We start from the raw sequence: 16,115 nt of genomic DNA, 5'->3' as shown, positions 1-16,115 counted from the left end.
CGGTCAGCCCCAGGCCATGCGCCGCCACGGGCTGCCGGGGTCCTCGGCGAGGACGCGGTGGCCGGTGAGGGAGCGCTCGTACCACTCGCCGAACTCGCCCTCGTCGAACCGCAGCATCCGGCCGAGGACGTACCCGGCGGAGAACTCCCGCCACGACGCGTACACCTGGTGGGCGCGGTGCCCCGCCGTGAGGACGCACTTCTCGGCCTCCTCGGCGTCGCAGTACCCGGCGTTCAGGCCCCAGCGGGCCATGTTCACCGCGCGCCCGAAGTCGTAGCCGTAGACGCTCTCGACCCGGCCGTCCGGCGGGAGGAGGCCGTCCGCCCGGAACCGCGCCTCGTAGCGCAGGACCGTCCCGGACAGCTCCACGACCTCCCGGACGGTCGGCTCGGCGATGTCGCGCTCCCGGCACCAGGCGACGATCGCGTCCTCCCACGCCCTCCGGTCGGTGCCCCTCCCGCGCCGGTCGAGCACCATCTGGATCGCCGGGTCGCTGTTGCGGGCGTCGAGCAGCGCGTCCATCTGCTCGCGCCAGCCCTCGGTGTCGGTGATGCCCCAGTCGCGCTCCAGCAGCACCCGGTCGTCGCGGGAGCTCCCGTCGTCGCCGGCGAGCGTGTTCCAGGCGACGCCGTTCCCGACGGCCAGGTGCGCGCCCACGGCGAGGGCCGCGGCGAGCCGTCCCCACGCGGCGCCGTCCGGGTCGGTGACGAGGATGTCGTGGTCGCGGTCGGGGCGCCGCTCGGCGTCCGCGAGCAGCTTCGCGACCTGCCCGTACGCCTCGCCGCCGGGCGGCATCTGCGCCAGCAGCTCGCGCAGCGGACGCAGCGCCCCGCGCGGCCCCGCGTCCTTCAGGATCAGCCGCGCGGCGTGGACGCCGGCCGCGCCGGCGCGCTTGGGGTCCTGCGACGCCCCGAACGCCGACATCGCCGCCCAGGCCCGCCGCGCCGCCTCGCCGGTCCGCCCCGCGGCGGCCAGGACGTGCGCCGCCTGCGCGTCCAGGCCCGCCCGGACCCCGGCGGGCAGCGACGCGGCCGCCCGGTCGAGGACGTCGAGGACGCGCTGGGCCTCGCCGGTCCGTCCCGCGGCCGCGAGCGCCCGCGCGTACCGGGCCCGCGCCGCCGCGGCGGACGCCCGGTCGCCGCGCGCCTCCATGGCCTCGGCGGCGCCGGCGTAGGCGGCCGCGGCCTCCTCGGCCCGCCCCTGCCGCTCGTACTTCCTGGCACGTTCGAGCGCCCCGGCATCGCCCTGAAACGTCATGATCCCTCCCGGCCACACCGTACCGGCCGCGAAGATCATGGCACCCGCCTTCGCGGCACGACAGGATGGACCGGTGAGCACCCTCATCGACAAGATCGCCTGGATCCACCTCGAGGACGGCAGGATCCTCAGCACCCGATCGCGGGGCAAGGACGTCTACTACCTGCCCGGAGGCAAGCGCGAACCCGGCGAGAGCGACCTCGACACCCTGGTCAGGGAGATCGACGAGGAGCTCGCCGTCGCGATCGTCCCCGCCACCGCCGCGCACCTGGGCACCTTCCAGGCCCAGGCGCACGGCCACGCCGAAGGCGTCACCGTCCGGATGACCTGCTACACCGCCGACCACCAGGGCAGCCCGACGCCGTCCAGCGAGATCGCCGAGGTCGTCTGGCTGACCCACGCCGACCGCGCCCGGGTGTCCCCCGTCGACCAGATCATCTTCGACCACCTCCACGAGACAGGCCGCCTCCACTGACCCCGCCGGGTGCGGGCCCCAGCCCGACCAAGCGCCCCCGGCCGCCGTCAACGACGCGCCCAGCCCTCGGCCCGCTTGAGGGCCCGACCGATCCACGGCATCTTGTCGCGGCCGTAGTCGTCGACGTCGTGATCCGTCCGCGCGGCCAGCGCGCGTTTCAGCGACGCGTACTCCTCCCGGTGGCCCTCGTCGGCGCGGCGTCTCATTCGCCGGTGGAGCCGTCGATGGCCTCGCGGAGGAGGTCGGCGTGGCCGTTGTGGCGGGCGTACTCCTCGATCATGTGGAGGTAGGCCCAGCGCAGCGTCAGCGTGCCGTCCCTGCCCGGGAACTCCTCGTCCAGGGACCGGTCCCTCGTGGTCTGCCGGGCCAGCTCGACCTCCCGCGCGTAGACGGCGAAGTCCTCCTGCGCGCCGGCGGCGGTGCCGAGGTCGAAGTCGCCGTCGGGGTGCTCCTCCGAGCAGTACAGGTCCCCTAGCGTGTCCTGCTTGTCGAACCTGCGACGGAACCACCAGCGCTCGTTCTCCGCGAGGTGCCGAACGAGCCCGAGCAGGGTCAGGCCCGTGGTCGGCAGCGGCCTCGACGCGAGCTGCTCACCGGTCAGCCCGCCGCACTTGAGCATCAGGGTCGCACGGTGGAAGTCCAGGTACTCCTCCAGGGACGCGCGCTCGCCGCCGCTGGTGGGGAAGTCGCCGCGCTCCACGGCGGGTGCAGTCCAAGCCATGGGCGCAAATCCTCTCCCACGGGCGAGCCGGTGGTCCACGGAATATCGCCTCCGCGGCGCTCACGACCCGGGCGGGATCGCGGTGATCTCTACGCGGGTGTCGTGGAAGACGGGGCCGCCGCCGAGGTCGGTGTCGCGCTCGTCGACGACGGCGTTGGGGTTGGCGCCGCCGGAGAGCTTGGCCCAGTGGCCCTTGGCGGTCGCCGCCACGCCGGGGCGGACCTCGTCGGTGACCTTCAGGACGGCCTCGAAGGCGCCCCGGTCGTTGGCGACCGTGACGCGCTGGCCGTCGCTCAGGCCCCGCGCCCTCGCGTCGTCCTCGTGGAGGCGGACGGTGAGGCCGCCCGAGCGGCGCCTCAGCTCCGGGTTGTTGGCGAACTGGGTGTTGAGGAACTCGTGCGACGCCGCCGAGACCAGGGCGAGCGGGTACCTCTCGGCACGCTCGGCGTCGGCGACCTCCGCGGGCGGGACGTATCCGGCGAGCCCGGCGGCGGGGGAGCGGAACTCGAACCGCCCCGACGGGGTGGGGAAGCCGTCGGCGTACGGCAGGAACGGGTCCGGGACCGACATGCGCACGAACCCCTCCTTGCGGAGCCGGTCCAGCGTGATCCCGGCCATCCACGGGTGGTCCGACGCCAGCAGCTGCTCGGCGAGGCTCTCGTCGGAGTCGTAGAGGGCCGGCTCCTCCAGGCCCATCCGGCGCGCCAGCCTGCGGAAGGTCTCGGTCGTCGGCAGGCACTCGCCGGGCGGCGCCACCGCCGGCTCGTTCCACGTCAGGTACAGGTGCCCGTAGCCCTCGTGCAGGTCGGCGTGCTCATGCTGGGCCGTCGCGGGCAGCACGATGTCGGCGTAGTCCGCGGTGTCGGTCGGGAACTGCTCCAGGACCACGGTGAACAGGTCGTCGCGGGCCAGACCCCTGCGCACCTTGTTCTGGTGCGGGGTGCTGCCGACGGGGTTCGCCGCGATCACGAACAGGGCCTTGACCGGCGGGTCCTGGACGTCCAGCAGGCCCTCGCCCAGCCGGCTCATCGACAGCGTCCGCACCGGGCCGGGGCGCAGGTCGTCCCGCCACAGCGCGGCCTTGTTCAGCTTCACGTGCCCGGACGTGGAGAACGCGACCCCGCCGCCGCGCCGCGCCCAGTCGCCGGTCACGGCCGGGATGGCGGAGATCAGCCGCAGGGCGGCCCCGCCGCCGGAGTGCCGCTGGAGGCCCTGCGTCGCCCGGATGGCGGTGGGGCGGGTGCGGGCGATCCGCTCGCCGAGCGCGACGATGCGGTCCGCCGGGACGCCGGTGATGCGCGCGGCCCGGTCCGGGGTGTACTCGGCGATCCGGGCGGCGAACTCGTCCCAGCCGAGCGTGCGGCGGGCCAGGAAGCCGGCGTCCTGCCCGCCGAGGCCCACGATGACGTTGAGCAGGCCGAGCGCGAGCGCGCCGTCCGTGCCGGGCAGGGGCGCCAGGTGCTCGTCGGCCTGGCGCGCGGTCCGGGTCCGCACCGGATCGATCGCGACCAGGTGCGCGCCCGCCTTCCGCGCGTCCTGGACGAACTTCCACACGTGGTGGCCGCTCGTCAGGGGATTCGTCCCCCACAGCAGGACCAGCCGGGCGTGCGCGAGGTCCTCGGGGTCCATGCCGCCGGGCGAGCCGACCGCCTCGGCCATCCCGGCGTTGCCCGCCGCCGAGCAGATGTTGGCGTCGTGGGCCGAGGCGCCGAGCGCGTTGAAGAACCGCCGGCCCGAATAGCCTTCGAGGCCCTGGAGGTAGCCGAGCGTCCCCGTCCCCCAGTAGGGCCAGACCGCCTCTCCGCCGTGCTCTCGGACGATGTCCTCCAGCCGCGCGGCGATCTCGTCGAGCGCCTCGTCCCAGCCGATGCGCTCGAACCGCCCCTCGCCCTTGGCGCCCACCCGGCGCAGCGGATGCAGGATGCGGTCCGGCTGTGCGGCGCGCTCCAGCCACCGGTTCACCTTCGCGCACAGGGCCCCGCGCGTGTACGGGTGGTCGGGGTTGCCGCGCAGCCGGACGGCGGTCCCGTCCCGCACGGTGACGACCCATGAGCACCCGTCGGGGCAGTCCAGCGGACAGGCTCCGAGCACGGTCGACTCCGATGGCATCGGACCTCCCCAGGCTGCATGAATGACCCAGTGTGGGCCAAAATGCCATGAGTGTCACTCAGGTTGGTGGCTGACACCCGCCATGCCAGAAGGTCGCTCGTCGCCGCTAAGGTTGCCGGGACGGTCGAGTAGAGATGAAGGGGAGATTCGATGGCAGACGGCGAGGCGATGGACATCGAGTTCCGCAGCGACGTGGTGGTGGAGCTGATCAAGTCCGCGGCCTCGGACGCTGATGTGCTGTGGGCGGCACGAGTGTCGACCAAGGGCGAGAACTCCTTGGCGGAGATCGAGGCCGACCCCGAAAGGTCCAAGGGCCTCATCAACTTCCTCATGCGGGACAGGCACGGCACGCCGTTCGAGCACTCGTCGATGACCTTCTACGTGAAGGCGCCGATCTTCGTGTTCCGCGAGCAGATGCGGCACCGGACGTTCTCGTTCAACGAGGAAAGCGGCCGCTACCGCAGGCTGGAACCCGTGTTCTACGTGCCGGGGCCCGACCGGAAACTTGTGCAGGAAGGAAGGCCGGGCAAGTACGTGTTCGTGGACGGCACTCCGGAGCAGCACAAAATCGTCACAGCCGCAATGGAGGAGAGTTACCGCCAGGCGTATCGCGCCTACACGGAGATGCTGGACGCGGGCATCGCACGTGAGGTCGCGAGGAGCGTTCTTCCTGTGGGGCTGTACTCGTCGATGTACCTGACCTGTAATGCGCGCGCCTTGATGAACTTCTTGTCCCTGCGAATCAAGCGTGAGGACGCTACCTTCCCCTCGTTCCCGCAACGGGAGATCGAGATGGTCGCAGAGTTGATGGAAGAGGAGTGGGCGAAGCTCATGCCTTTGACGCACGCCGCCTTCGAGGCCAACGGTCGCGTCTGTCCCTGACGGCGGTGGGATGCCCTGTGGACGCAGGGCCTACTGATATCCGATCACCGGCAGGGGCGTCTTGTCCGACCTCCGTGGTTCACTTTCCCTCTCGCGGCATCGAGCGAAGCATGGTGAGGGGGGCAGGATGTTGGTCGGATATGATGACAAAACGGATGTGTTGACGGATCGTGGCTGGAAGCCTTGGCCGCGGGTGGACGGGACAGAGATTCTCGGAGCCGTAGATCCGCTAACAGGCGCACTGGAGTATCAACCAGCGACTGCCGTATATCACCGTATGGTCGATGGCCCGATGTACAGAGTCCGCTCGGAACAGATCGATCTGCTGGTGGGTGTCGAGCATCCACTCTGGGTTCAACGGGTCGACACGCGTGCGGCGCGACGGGGAGAGCAGTCGTACGCCCTCGAGACGCCGGGGGCTCTCATGCACAAGCGCGTCCGTTACGACAAGACGGCAAGATGGCTGCGTGGAGCCGATCCGGAGGTGCGGGTCCCCTCGACAAGCCGGGTATGGACGAGGTCGGACAACGGCGCGCGCTGCTTGCGGACCTATCCGGGTAGAGCTTTTCCGGCGAGGGCTTTCGCGGCATTCCTTGGTTACTTCATCTCGGAAGGGTCGATCAACGGGAACCAGATCATTCTGGCGCAGAACCGAGGTCCCGTGCTGGATGCCATGGTCCGAGTCTTGGGCGAGTTAGGTTTGTCTGCCTATGTTCCGGCTTCAGGTCATGGGTGCGTCCGAACCCAGTGCGTTCAGCTTAGGGACTACTTGGCCCCGTTGGGGCGAGCGGTCGACAAGCAATTGCCTCGGGAGGTGCAGGACTGGGCGCCTGAGATCATTCGGGTTCTGATTGAAGCGATGGTGGAAGGTGACGGCACAACGCACGCCGCAAGCGGACACCGAGTGATCTACACCGCCTCCGAAGAACTGGCTGGAGGGATACAGGTTCTCGCTGTCAAGGCGGGTATCAGCGCCAACATACGTATTGATGATCGTATCGGGCTGTTGCGGGTGATGCCGAACGGGCAATCATTTCGCAATATCCGGCAGACGTATGTCGTCTCGTTGGTGTCCAGGCGCAACAGGCCGCTTGTCAATCACGGGCGCAGCCAGTCCAGCCGGTACTGGAATAAAGACGGATATAACGATGGTGTTGAGAACTATTCGGGCGGACTTCATGGCGCAGCCGTCCCGTGGGGACTTCTGCTCGTCCGGCGAAACGGCAAGATCGTCGTTTCGGGGGCGGGTTCGAACTTCGGGACTGGAGGTCGACGCGGAGCCGTTCAGGGGCGCTGAGGTCGATGGCAGTTTCGGTCGTGGGTTCGCGGAGGTGGGGAGGCGTCGGTCCTGCGGTGGTGCCGCGAGTTGGGGGCGACTGGGGCGGGGCTCTAGGCGCGCCCGGCCCGCCTGGGGGAGTATTGGACGCTATGTCTGACATCTCCATTCCGATGGGCGCCGGCGAGCTGCCGGGGTACCTCGCCGTCCCCGACGGCGAGGGGCCCTGGCCGGGCGTCGTGATCGTGTTCGAGGCGATGGGCGCGAACGCCGACATGCGCGCCCAGGCCGACCGGTTCGCCGCGAACGGCTACCTCGCCGTCCTGCCCGACCTCTACAACGGGGCCCCCTGGGTGCGCTGCGTCGCCAAGGCGATGCGCGACATGCGCGCCCAGCGCGGGCCGACCTACGACCACATCGAGGCCACCCGCGCGTGGCTCGCCGGCAGGGACGACTGCACCGGCGACGTCGGAGTGTGCGGGTTCTGCATGGGCGGCGGGTTCGCGCTGGTCGCGGCGGCCAAGTACGACTTCAAGGCCGCCGCGGCCAACTACGGGATCCTGCCGCGCCGGCCGGAGGAGTCGCTGCGGGGCGCGTGCCCGATCGTGGGCAGCTACGGGGCCGCCGACCCGACGCTGCGGGGCGCCGCCGGCCGGCTGGAGCGCGCCCTCACGGCCGCCGGCGTGCCGCACGACGTGAAGGAGTACCCGGGCACCGGGCACGGGTTCCTCACCGGGCTCACCCCGCCGCCCCCGCTCGGCCCGGTCGCGAAGATCGTCATGGGGTTCGGCAAGGGCCGCGAGAACGCCCCGGACGGCTGGGCGCGCATCCTCGCCTTCTTTGCCGAGCATCTCGCTAAAAAATCTACAACGTAAAGGCATTTGCCGTGGCGCCCTGTCCTCCCCGGGATCAGGGCCCCAGTACGGCCTGCGTCTGGGTCACCTGGGCGACGCGGCGCCCGGTCGCGTCGAGCAGGTCGGTCTGGACGACGATCGAGGTCCGGCCGGTGTGCAGCGGGCGCGAGACGCCCTGGACGCGCCCCTCCCTGACCCCGCGGAAGAAGTTGGTCTTGGACTCCAGCGTCGTCGTGGAGGCGCCGGGCGGGAGGTTCAGGAACGCGCACGCCGCGCCGAGCGTGTCGGCCAGCGCCATGAGGGCGCCGCCGTGCATGACGCCGCCCGCGGTGCAGCGGTCGGCGGCCCAGTCCAGATGGCCGGTGACCTCCTCGGGTCCGGCGGTGTCGATCTCCACGCCGAGCGCGCGGGCGAACGGCATGGCGTCGGTCAGCTGGTCGGGGGTGAGCCCGGTCGTCATGAAGCCTCCTCCGGCGGTGTCGGAACCCACCCTGGTGATCCGGCGGCACCGCGTCCATTACCCCGGACGTAATCGCGGGCCTGACCCGGGTGTCGGTAGCGTCGTGCCGTGACGACGATGACGACGGGGTTGAGCGACGTGCGGCCGATCGGGGACCAGCTCCGGGCGTGGCGGCAGCGGCGCAGGCTGAGCCAGCTGGAGCTGGCGTCGGAGGCGGACGTGTCGACGCGGCACCTGAGCTTCGTGGAGACGGGGCGCTCGGCGCCGAGCCGGGAGATGGTGCTGCGGCTCGCCGAGCACCTGGACGTGCCGCTGCGCGACCGGAACCTGCTGCTGGTGGCCGCCGGGTACGCGCCGGTGTTCGACGAGACGCCGATCGAGGAACCGAAGATGGACACGGTCCGCGCGGCGATCCGGCAGGTCCTGGAGGGCCACGAGCCCTACCCGGCGGTGGTGGTGGACCGGTTCTGGAACCTGATCGACGCGAACGGCGCGGCGGCGTTCTTCATGGAGGGCGCCCCGCCCGAGCTGCTGGAGCCGCCGCTGAACGTGCTGCGGCTCAGCATGCACCCGGACGGGATGGCCAAGAACATCCTGAACCTGGCGGAGTGGCGCGCCCACATGATCGACCGCGTCCGGCGCCATGTGGCCCTGACCGCGGACGCGTCGCTCGCCCAGCTGTACCGGGAGCTGCGGAGCTTCCCCGGCGACGTGGGGGAGGCGATGGCCCCGCCCGCGGACCACGAGGTCTTCGTCCCGCTGCGGATGCGGGTGGACGGCCGCGAGCTGTCGTTCTTCAGCACCATCGCGACCTTCGGGACGCCGGTCGACATCACCGTGGCCGAGCTGGCGATCGAGTCGTTCTACCCGGCGGACGCCAAGACGGCCGGGTTCCTGCGGGAGCGCGCCGGCCTGTGACGGGCGTCAGTCGCCGGCCGTGAGCAGGTCGTGGTGGACGCGCGTCAGCGGCACGCCCAGCCGCTGCAGGGCGGAGACCGCCCCGCGGACGAGCGGGGCGGGGCCGGCCACGTAGGCGTCGTGGCCGGCGGCGCCGTCCACGATCAGCGGCAGGACGTCCGGCACGCGGCCGGCGACCGCGCCGGGCGCGGGTTCGCGTGAGACCACCGGGACGACGCGGAGCCGGGCGTGGGCGGACTCCAGCAGCCGAAGCCCGGGGAGGTCGTAGAGGCCGTCCTCGGTGCGGGCCGCGACGACGAGCAGGACGTCGCGGTCCGGGGCGGAGGCGACGGCCTGCTCGGCCAGCGCCTTCACCGGGGCGAGGCCGGTGCCGCCGCCGATCAGCAGGAGCGGGCGGTCCGAGTCCGGGTCGAGGGTCATCGCGCCCTCCGGCGGGCCCAGCAGCACGCTGTCGCCCGGCCCGGTGTGCCGGACCAGCGCGCCGCTCACCCATCCGGCGGGAACGGCCCGGACGTGCAGGCAGACCGTCCCGTCCCGGCGGGGCGCGTTCGCGATCGAGTAGGGCCGCCAGACCCGGGGCCAGCTGGCCGACTGCACGCTCACGTGCTGCCCGGGCGCGAACGGCAGGGGGCGCTCGGGGCGCAGCGTGAGGACGGCGAGGTCGAAGGCGCGGCGGTCGTGCCGGACGACCTCGGCGACCCACCACGGCGGGGCGTCCGCGGCGTCCCGCTCCGCCGCGCCGGCCATGGCCTCGGCCGCGGAGCGGTAGGCGGTGCGCCAGGCGGTCTCGGCCTCGGCCGTCCAGACGTCGGCGGCGAAGGTGCGCAGCGTCGCGACCACGGCCTCCTCGACGTCCGGATAGTGCTCGCGCAGCACCCCGTACTTGCGGTGGCCGCGCCCGAGGCCCTCGAGGTGGCGGGCGAGTTCCTCCGGGTTGTCCTGGCTCCACGCGATCCGGCTGAGCGCGTGGAAGAACCGGTCGTGCTGGCCGCCCATCGCGGGCGGGAACAGGGACCGCAGTCGGGGCCGGGCCGCGAAAAGGCGGCCGTAGAAAAAGCTCATGGCGCCCGCCGGGTCGGCCTCGAGGCGTGCGAAGCATTCTTTGATCACGCGAGTTTCCGATGGCATTCGGCGGCACGCCTTCCCTTCGGGCTGTTTCCGGCGGCCGGACGGCGGGTGCGACGGTCGATCCGTGCGCGTTCGCTGCCCGACTCGGTGAGATTCTCTCACCAATCTCCGCAGGTGTTCAATGGATTGCTCGCGAAGAGCCTCGTGATCGCTACTGTCAGTAACGAAGGTTCAATTCTCCGTGACCCCCGGTAAGTGCCGCAGTCAACGCATACTGATCAGTATCGGATCTGTGTTCCGACGTTCAGGAGGAACCGGTCGGATGGGGAGGAAGAACCCCTATCCCGGGAGAAGATTTCAGAATTCTTCGTGTTTCCTGCTGCGCGCCGCCAAAGGCCGCGCCGCGGCCCGCGGCGGCGCGGTGCGCCGATCTCGCCGCTTTCCACGGCGGACGTGCGTGCCGTGCGGCAAGCTGGCCGGGAGGAGGGCCCCGGGGCCGGGCGGCGCGAGGGGGCGGGTGACGCACGGTGACGTGCGGCCGACAGGCGGATCACCCATAGCGGCCGCCGCCCCGCGGCCGGTGCTCAGCAGAGGGGGAGACACACATGTCGCAAGCCGCGTGCGGGGCCCCGCGCCCCGCGGCCGGTGAGGGCGCGCCGCCGCTCATCGGCATCACCGCCTACCAGGAGCCGGCCCGCTGGGGGAGCTGGGTGCGCGAGGCCGCGCTGCTGCCGGTGCCGTACGCGCGCTCGGTCGAACGGGCCGGCGGCGTCCCGGTCCTGCTGCCGCCGGCCGCGACCCTGCGCGGGCTGGGCACCCTGGTCTCCCGGCTGGACGGCGTCGTGCTGGCGGGCGGCGCCGATGTCGACCCCGAGCTGTACGGCGCCTTCCGGCACTACGAGACCGGGCCGCCGCAGCCGCAGCGCGACCGGTTCGAGCTGGCCCTCGCCCGCGCCGTCGTGGCCGCCGATCTGCCCTTCCTGGCCGTCTCCCGGGGCATGCAGGTGCTGAACGTCGTGCGCGGCGGCGCCCTCGTCCAGCACCTGCCGGAGGCGGTGGGCCACAAGGGGCACGCCCCGCAGGCCGGGCTGGTCGGCTCCCACCGGGTGCGGATCAGCGAGACGAGCCGGATCGGCGGCATCCTCGGCGGCTCGGCCGACGTGCCCACCTGCCACCACCAGGCGGTGAGCCGGCTCGGCAAGGGCCTGACCGCCGTCGCGTGGGCCGAGGACCAGGTCGTCGAGGCCGTGGAGCTCCAGGGGCACCGCTTCGGGCTCGCGGTCCAGTGGCACCCCGAGGAAGGAGACGACCGGCGGCTGTTCGAGGCCCTCGTCGCCGAGGCCGCGGGCCGCGGGCAGGCGCCCGCGGCGCCGCCGGCGCCGGTGCGGCAGGCGGCCGACGCCGGTGCCGCCGGCCGCTGAGGCCGGGGATTGATCGGCGGGCCACCGGGGAGGCCGTGGGGAGGATTCCCGCCGACCCCCGGAGGCCGCCGCATGCCCCTGCACCCGCAGACCGTGAGCTTTCTGGAACTGCTCGCCTCGTGGACGGCCGCGCCGCCGGGAGGGGGCGGGGACGCCGAGCCCGCGATCGAGGAGATGCGGGAGCGGATCGGCGCGGCGTTCCCGGTCGAGCGGCGCGAGCTTCCGGAGGTCCGCGACATCGAGGTTCCCGGCCCGGGAGGGCCCGTGCCGGTGCGCCTGTACCGCCCGGAGCCGCCCGAGCGGGGGCCGCTGCCCGCCGTCGTGTACCTGCACGGCGGGGGATGGGTGCTCGGCGGCGTCGACAACGTGGACGCCTTCTGCCGCGACCTGGCGGCCGCGGCGGAGTGCGCCGTGCTGAGCGTCGGCTACCGGCTCGCCCCCGAGCACCCGTTCCCCGCGGCGGTGGACGACGCCTGGGCCGTCGTCTCGTCGGTGGCGCGCGGGCCCGGCCGGTACGGGGTGCGGCACGGGGCCGTCGCGGTCGCCGGCGACAGCGCCGGGGGCAACCTCGCCGCCGCGTGCGCGCTGCTGGCCAGGGACGCCGGGGTGCGGCTCGCCCACCAGCTGCTCGTCTACCCGGTGACCGACACGGCGATGGACACCCCGAGCTGGCGGGAGTACGGCACGGGGTACGGGCTGGACGCCGGGTCGCTCGCCCGGTTCATGGACCTCTACCGGGACGGCGCCGACCCGTCCGACCCCCGGCTCGCCCCGCTGCGCGCCGCGGACCTGGCCGGCGCCGCGCCCGCCACCGTGATCACCGCCGAGTACGACATCCTGCGCGACGAGGCCGAGGAGTACGCCCGCCGGCTCGCCGCCGCCGGCGTGCCGGCGGAGCTGCGCCGCTACGACGGCGTCGTGCACTCCTTCTTCCTGCTGCCCGAGATCTTCGACGCCGGTGCCGAGGCCGTGGAGTTCGCTGTGCGACGATTGCGCGCGGCATTCGACGACCACTCGCGGCAGGGGAGTGCGGCATGACGCGGTACGACGCGTACGAGCGGCTGAGGATCGACTGGGCGGCGGACGGGGTGCTGCGGGTCACGCTCAGCACGCCGGGCAAGCTGAACGCGGTCGACACCACCGGGCACCGCGAGCTGGCGGAGATCTGGCGGGACGCCGACGCCGACGACGAGGTGCGCGTGGTCCTCGTGCGCGGGGAGGGGACGGCGTTCTCCGCCGGCGGCGACCTCGCCATGATCGAGGAGATGATGACCGACCACGCGTCCCGCCGCCGGATCATGCGCGAGGCCCGCGACATCGTGATGAACGTGGTGAACTGCTCCAAGCCGGTGGTCAGCGCCGTGCAGGGCCCGGCGGTGGGCGCGGGGCTCGCGGTCGCGCTGCTGGCCGACGTCTCCGTCGCGGGCCGCACCGCGAAGATCATCGATGGGCACACGCGGCTGGGCGTGGCGGCCGGCGACCACGCGGCCATCGTGTGGCCGCTGCTGTGCGGGCTCGCGAAGGCCAAGTACTACCTGCTGCTCAACGACGTCCTCACCGGCGAGGAGGCCGAGCGCATCGGCCTGGTCTCGCTGTGCGTGGACGACGCGCAGGTGCACGAGCGCGCCCTGGAGATCGCCGGGCGGCTCGCCGCCGGGCCCGCCGAGGCGCTGTCGTTCACCAAGCACGCGCTGAACAACTGGCTGCGCCTCGCCGGGCCGACGTTCGACGCGTCCCTGGCGATGGAGTTCTTCGGGTTCACCGGCCCGGACGTGCGCGAGGGCGTCGCGGCGATCCGGGAGAAGCGCCCGCCCCGCTTCGGCTGAGGCGCGGCCCGGCGGTCCCCGGGGCGGCCCGGCGCCGGCCGGACCGCCCACGGCCCCGGTCAGTACGACTTGGGGAGCCCCAGCTCGTGCTGGGCGATGTGGGCGAGGACGAGTTCCTCGGCGACCGGGATGTTCTTGCCAATGCGGGCGTCCCGGAACATCCTGGCGATCGGGTACTCCAGCGAGTACGCCATGCCGCCGTGGGTCTGGAACGCGCGGTCGGCGGCCTGCCAGGCCGCGTCGGCCGCGGTGAGCTTGGCGATGTTGGCCTCCGAGCCGCACGGCCGGCCCCGGTCCCAGAGCCAGGCGGCCTTGTAGGTCATCAGCCGCGCCAGCTCCAGCTGCGCCTTGATCCGCGCGAGCGGGAACGCGATGCCCTGGTGCGCGCCGATCGGCCTGCCGAACGGGGCGCGCTCGACGGCGTACTCGCAGGCGATCCGCAGCACCAGCCCGCCGGATCCGACGCCGCCCGCGGCGGCGAGGATCCGCTCGGGGTTGAGGATGTCCCACAGGACGGCGAAGCCCTGATCGGGCTCGCCGAGGACCCGGTCCGCGGGCACGCGCACGCCGTCCAGGAAGACCATGCTGGACGCGACGGTGTTGGTGCCGAGCTTGGGGATCGGCCGGTAGGTCAGCGTGCCGTCGGCCACGGCCTTCTTGACGTCCACGAGCAGGACGGTGAAGCCGGCCGTGCGGGGCCGGGCCTCCGCGGCCGGGATCGTCCGGGTGACCAGGACGAGGAGGTCGGCGCGCTCGATGCCGGAGATCCAGATCTTCTGGCCGCTGACGACGAAGGAGTCGCCGTCGCGGCGCGCCTGGGTGGCGATGTTGATCGCGTTGCTGCCCGCGTCCGGCTCGGTGACGGCGAAGCACGTCTCGATCTCGCCGGAGACGATCTTCGGCAGGAGTTCGCGCCTCTGCTCGGCGGTGCCGTGCCGGGCGATGGTGAGCCCGCCGAACGCGGGCGTCAGCAGGTACATGAAGGACGCGGCGCCGCCCGCGCCGCCCTCGGCGAGGGCCTCCAGGGCCACCGCCAGCTCCAGCAGGCCCTGGCCCCCGCCGCCGTACTCCTCGGGGACCGCCAGGCTGTGCCAGCCGCCGTCGACCAGCTCCCGCCAGACCTCCTCCGGCCAGCGCTTGTCCGCGTCGCACCGGCTCCAGTAGTCCTGGTCGTACTTCCCGGCGATCGCCAGCACGCCCTCGCGCACCGCGGCCGCGCCCTCCGGCAGGTCGAAGTCCATCGCGCCTCCCTCGCAAGCTCCCTCGTCGACTCTCGCCCGGCTCACGGTAGCCGACCGAAGTAAGTGGTCACTGACGAGGGGTGGTCATGAACGCCGCTTCGCGGGGTAGGCGAGACGGGGACCTCGGCACCGGGGGACCGGCGGAGGGATCCGACGACGGGAAGGGGAGGCCATGCGGCCGCGCGACAGGTGGATGCTGGCCGGCGGGCGGTGGAGCCAGGGGACCGGGGACGAGACGTTCACGGTGACCGATCCGGCGACCGGCGAACCGCTCGGGGTGGTGGCGGCCTCGTCGGCGGCGGACGTGGACACGGCCGTGGCGGCGGCCCGCGGCGCCGCGCCCGGCTGGGCCGCTGTGCCGGCCGCCGAGCGGGGCGCGGCGCTGCACGCGGCCGCGCGCGCGGTCGAGGAGCGCATGGACGAGCTGGCCGCCCTGGTGACCGCGGAGATGGGCAAGCCCACCGGTGACGCCCTCGGCGGCGTGGAGGCCGGCATCGGGACCCTGCGCCAGTACGCCGAACTGGGCCCGCTGCACGGCGGGCGCAGCCTCCAGGGCGGTCGGGACGCCGCCGACTTCATGGTCCGCGAGCCGTGGGGCGTCGTCGCCGCGATCACGCCGTGGAACGACCCGGTCGCGATCGCCTGCGGCCTGGTCGGCGCGGCCGTGGCGACGGGCAACACCGTCGTCCACAAGCCGTCCGAGCGGACGCCCCACACCGGCGCGATGCTCGCCGAGCTGATCGCGGGGCGCCTGCCCGACGGGGTCCTGAACATGGTCACCGGCGGCGGCGCGGTCGGCGAGGCCCTCGCCGGGCACCCGGGCGCCGACGTCGTCGCGCACGTCGGCTCCACCCGCGCCGGCCGCCGCATCGCCGAACTGGCCGCCCGGAGGGGCGCGAGGACCGTCCTGGAGAACGGCGGGGCCGACCCCCTGATCGTGGACGCCGGCGTCGACCCGGCATGGGCCGCCGAGCAGGCCGCGCTCGGCTGCTTCGCCAACGCCGGCCAGATCTGCACCTCGGTCGAGCGCGTCTACGTGCACGAGGCCGTCGCCGAGCCGTTCCTGGACGCGCTCACCGCCCGCGCGCGGGACCTGCGCATGGGGCCTGGCGCCGACCCGTCCACGGAGCTCGGGCCGCTCGTCGACGAGCGCCACCGCACCCAGGTCCACCAGCAGGTGGAGAAGGCCCTCGCCGACGGGGCGCGGGCCCTGACCGGCGCGCGCCTGCCCGGGGGACCCGGCTGCTTCTACCCGGCGACCGTGCTCGCCGGCTGCGCCGACCACATGGCGGTCATGGCGGAGGAGACCTTCGGCCCCGTCGCGCCCGTGCGCACCGTGGCCGGGTTCGAGCAGGCGCTGAAGGCTGCGCGCCGCTCCCGCTACGGCCTCGCCGCGACCGTCCTCACCCGCGACATGGCGCACGCGCAGGCAGCCTGGCGCACGCTGGACGCCGGCACCGTGAAGATCAACGCGGTGTTCGGCGGCGCTCCCGGCGGCGCCGCCACCCCGCGCCGCGCCAGCGGCCACGGGTTCGGCTACGGCCCCGAGCTCCTGGACGAGATGACCGCGGTCAAGGTCGTCCACATCCGGAGCGACGTCCCCTGAC

At 73.0% G+C, this 16,115-nt stretch carries 16 protein-coding genes; 9 read left to right on the top strand and 7 right to left on the bottom strand.

The window, feature by feature from the left end; translation table 11 throughout:
• Nucleotides 1–3 precede the first annotated feature (3 nt).
• Nucleotides 4–1,257 (bottom strand): DUF1266 domain-containing protein, encoded by a 1,254-nt coding sequence (locus K4S16_RS10500; protein WP_149258644.1) that lies wholly within the window; start codon nt 1,255–1,257, stop codon nt 4–6.
• A gap of 73 nt (nt 1,258–1,330) precedes the next feature.
• On the opposite strand from K4S16_RS10500, the gene K4S16_RS10495 reads away from it, so the two are divergent.
• Nucleotides 1,331–1,732 carry an NUDIX domain-containing protein gene (locus K4S16_RS10495; RefSeq protein WP_200841788.1) on the top strand — a complete coding sequence of 134 codons (402 nt, stop codon included), beginning with the start codon at nt 1,331–1,333 and terminating at the stop codon, nt 1,730–1,732.
• Nucleotides 1,733–1,779: 47 nt separating this feature from the next.
• Here the strand turns inward: K4S16_RS10495 and K4S16_RS10490 are convergent, their stop codons facing one another.
• Genes K4S16_RS10490 through K4S16_RS10480 form a run of 3 tightly spaced genes read right to left on the bottom strand, consistent with a single transcriptional unit; the run spans nt 1,780 to nt 4,562 of the window.
• A complete protein-coding gene (locus tag K4S16_RS10490; RefSeq protein WP_149258643.1) occupies nt 1,780–1,938 on the bottom strand; it encodes a GrpB family protein in 159 nt (52 codons plus the stop codon).
• Nucleotides 1,935–2,453: a DinB family protein gene (locus tag K4S16_RS10485; protein WP_149258642.1), complete on the bottom strand. Its 519-nt coding sequence runs from the start codon at nt 2,451–2,453 to the stop codon at nt 1,935–1,937. The genes K4S16_RS10490 and K4S16_RS10485 overlap by 4 nt, the downstream gene beginning before the upstream one ends.
• A gap of 60 nt (nt 2,454–2,513) precedes the next feature.
• Nucleotides 2,514–4,562 (bottom strand): molybdopterin-dependent oxidoreductase, encoded by a 2,049-nt coding sequence (locus K4S16_RS10480; protein ID WP_149258641.1) that lies wholly within the window; start codon nt 4,560–4,562, stop codon nt 2,514–2,516.
• 150 nt (nt 4,563–4,712) lie between these two features.
• Between K4S16_RS10480 and thyX the strand changes: the two genes are divergently transcribed.
• The 3 genes from thyX to K4S16_RS10465 all read left to right on the top strand — a co-directional run bounded on the left by thyX (nt 4,713) and on the right by K4S16_RS10465 (nt 7,595).
• Nucleotides 4,713–5,444: an FAD-dependent thymidylate synthase gene (gene thyX, locus K4S16_RS10475; RefSeq protein ID WP_149258640.1), complete on the top strand. Its 732-nt coding sequence runs from the start codon at nt 4,713–4,715 to the stop codon at nt 5,442–5,444.
• 292 nt (nt 5,445–5,736) lie between these two features.
• Nucleotides 5,737–6,741 (top strand): LAGLIDADG family homing endonuclease, encoded by a 1,005-nt coding sequence (locus K4S16_RS10470; protein ID WP_149258639.1) that lies wholly within the window; start codon nt 5,737–5,739, stop codon nt 6,739–6,741.
• A 131-nt stretch (nt 6,742–6,872) separates the two neighbouring features.
• The gene (locus K4S16_RS10465; RefSeq protein ID WP_235036695.1) at nt 6,873–7,595 is read left to right on the top strand and encodes a dienelactone hydrolase family protein; all 723 of its coding nucleotides are present in this window, start codon (nt 6,873–6,875) and stop codon (nt 7,593–7,595) included.
• A gap of 34 nt (nt 7,596–7,629) precedes the next feature.
• Here the strand turns inward: K4S16_RS10465 and K4S16_RS10460 are convergent, their stop codons facing one another.
• A complete protein-coding gene (locus K4S16_RS10460) occupies nt 7,630–8,034 on the bottom strand; it encodes a PaaI family thioesterase (protein WP_149258638.1) in 405 nt (134 codons plus the stop codon).
• Nucleotides 8,035–8,151: 117 nt separating this feature from the next.
• Here K4S16_RS10460 and K4S16_RS10455 point away from each other — a divergent pair, with 117 nt between their 5' ends.
• Nucleotides 8,152–8,952: a helix-turn-helix domain-containing protein gene (locus K4S16_RS10455; RefSeq protein ID WP_149258874.1), complete on the top strand. Its 801-nt coding sequence runs from the start codon at nt 8,152–8,154 to the stop codon at nt 8,950–8,952.
• A 6-nt stretch (nt 8,953–8,958) separates the two neighbouring features.
• Here the strand turns inward: K4S16_RS10455 and K4S16_RS10450 are convergent, their stop codons facing one another.
• Nucleotides 8,959–10,062, bottom strand: a complete 1,104-nt coding sequence (locus tag K4S16_RS10450) for a globin domain-containing protein (RefSeq protein ID WP_235036694.1) — start codon at nt 10,060–10,062, stop codon at nt 8,959–8,961.
• Nucleotides 10,063–10,625: 563 nt separating this feature from the next.
• Here K4S16_RS10450 and K4S16_RS10445 point away from each other — a divergent pair.
• The 3 genes from K4S16_RS10445 to K4S16_RS10435 all read left to right on the top strand — a co-directional run bounded on the left by K4S16_RS10445 (nt 10,626) and on the right by K4S16_RS10435 (nt 13,267).
• Entirely contained in the window at nt 10,626–11,441 is an 816-nt protein-coding gene (locus tag K4S16_RS10445) for a gamma-glutamyl-gamma-aminobutyrate hydrolase family protein (protein ID WP_149258636.1), read from the top strand.
• Nucleotides 11,442–11,513: 72 nt separating this feature from the next.
• Nucleotides 11,514–12,479 (top strand): alpha/beta hydrolase, encoded by a 966-nt coding sequence (locus K4S16_RS10440; RefSeq protein WP_149258635.1) that lies wholly within the window; start codon nt 11,514–11,516, stop codon nt 12,477–12,479.
• Nucleotides 12,476–13,267, top strand: a complete 792-nt coding sequence (locus K4S16_RS10435; protein ID WP_149258634.1) for an enoyl-CoA hydratase/isomerase family protein — start codon at nt 12,476–12,478, stop codon at nt 13,265–13,267. Before K4S16_RS10440 ends, K4S16_RS10435 begins: the two co-directional genes overlap by 4 nt.
• Before the next feature lie 59 nt (nt 13,268–13,326).
• Here the strand turns inward: K4S16_RS10435 and K4S16_RS10430 are convergent, their stop codons facing one another.
• Nucleotides 13,327–14,508, bottom strand: coding sequence for an acyl-CoA dehydrogenase family protein (locus K4S16_RS10430; protein WP_149258633.1), 1,182 nt, complete (start codon nt 14,506–14,508; stop codon nt 13,327–13,329).
• Nucleotides 14,509–14,680: 172 nt separating this feature from the next.
• Here K4S16_RS10430 and K4S16_RS10425 point away from each other — a divergent pair, with 172 nt between their 5' ends.
• On the top strand, nt 14,681–16,114 hold the full coding sequence (locus K4S16_RS10425) for an aldehyde dehydrogenase (protein WP_235036693.1): 1,434 nt from the start codon (nt 14,681–14,683) through the stop codon (nt 16,112–16,114).
• The last annotated feature ends 1 nt before the right edge of the window (nt 16,115 follow it).

It is taken from the genome of Actinomadura sp. K4S16, from assembly GCF_008327685.1.
Taxonomy (GTDB): domain Bacteria; phylum Actinomycetota; class Actinomycetes; order Streptosporangiales; family Streptosporangiaceae; genus Spirillospora.
This window is presented reverse-complemented; position numbering and strand designations above follow the sequence as displayed.

Coding starts and splice junctions, on each gene's coding strand:
- K4S16_RS10500 (WP_149258644.1), bottom strand. CDS start 1,257: ATGACGTTTCAGGGCGATGCCGGGGCGCTCGAACGTGCCAGGAAGTAC.
- K4S16_RS10490 (WP_149258643.1), bottom strand. CDS start 1,938: ATGAGACGCCGCGCCGACGAGGGCCACCGGGAGGAGTACGCGTCGCTG.
- K4S16_RS10485 (WP_149258642.1), bottom strand. CDS start 2,453: ATGGCTTGGACTGCACCCGCCGTGGAGCGCGGCGACTTCCCCACCAGC.
- K4S16_RS10480 (WP_149258641.1), bottom strand. CDS start 4,562: ATGCCATCGGAGTCGACCGTGCTCGGAGCCTGTCCGCTGGACTGCCCC.
- thyX (WP_149258640.1), top strand. CDS start 4,713: ATGGCAGACGGCGAGGCGATGGACATCGAGTTCCGCAGCGACGTGGTG.
- K4S16_RS10470 (WP_149258639.1), top strand. CDS start 5,737: ATGTACAGAGTCCGCTCGGAACAGATCGATCTGCTGGTGGGTGTCGAG.
- K4S16_RS10465 (WP_235036695.1), top strand. CDS start 6,873: ATGTCTGACATCTCCATTCCGATGGGCGCCGGCGAGCTGCCGGGGTAC.
- K4S16_RS10460 (WP_149258638.1), bottom strand. CDS start 8,034: ATGACGACCGGGCTCACCCCCGACCAGCTGACCGACGCCATGCCGTTC.
- K4S16_RS10455 (WP_149258874.1), top strand. CDS start 8,152: ATGACGACGGGGTTGAGCGACGTGCGGCCGATCGGGGACCAGCTCCGG.
- K4S16_RS10445 (WP_149258636.1), top strand. CDS start 10,626: ATGTCGCAAGCCGCGTGCGGGGCCCCGCGCCCCGCGGCCGGTGAGGGC.
- K4S16_RS10440 (WP_149258635.1), top strand. CDS start 11,514: ATGCCCCTGCACCCGCAGACCGTGAGCTTTCTGGAACTGCTCGCCTCG.
- K4S16_RS10435 (WP_149258634.1), top strand. CDS start 12,476: ATGACGCGGTACGACGCGTACGAGCGGCTGAGGATCGACTGGGCGGCG.
- K4S16_RS10430 (WP_149258633.1), bottom strand. CDS start 14,508: ATGGACTTCGACCTGCCGGAGGGCGCGGCCGCGGTGCGCGAGGGCGTG.
- K4S16_RS10425 (WP_235036693.1), top strand. CDS start 14,681: ATGCGGCCGCGCGACAGGTGGATGCTGGCCGGCGGGCGGTGGAGCCAG.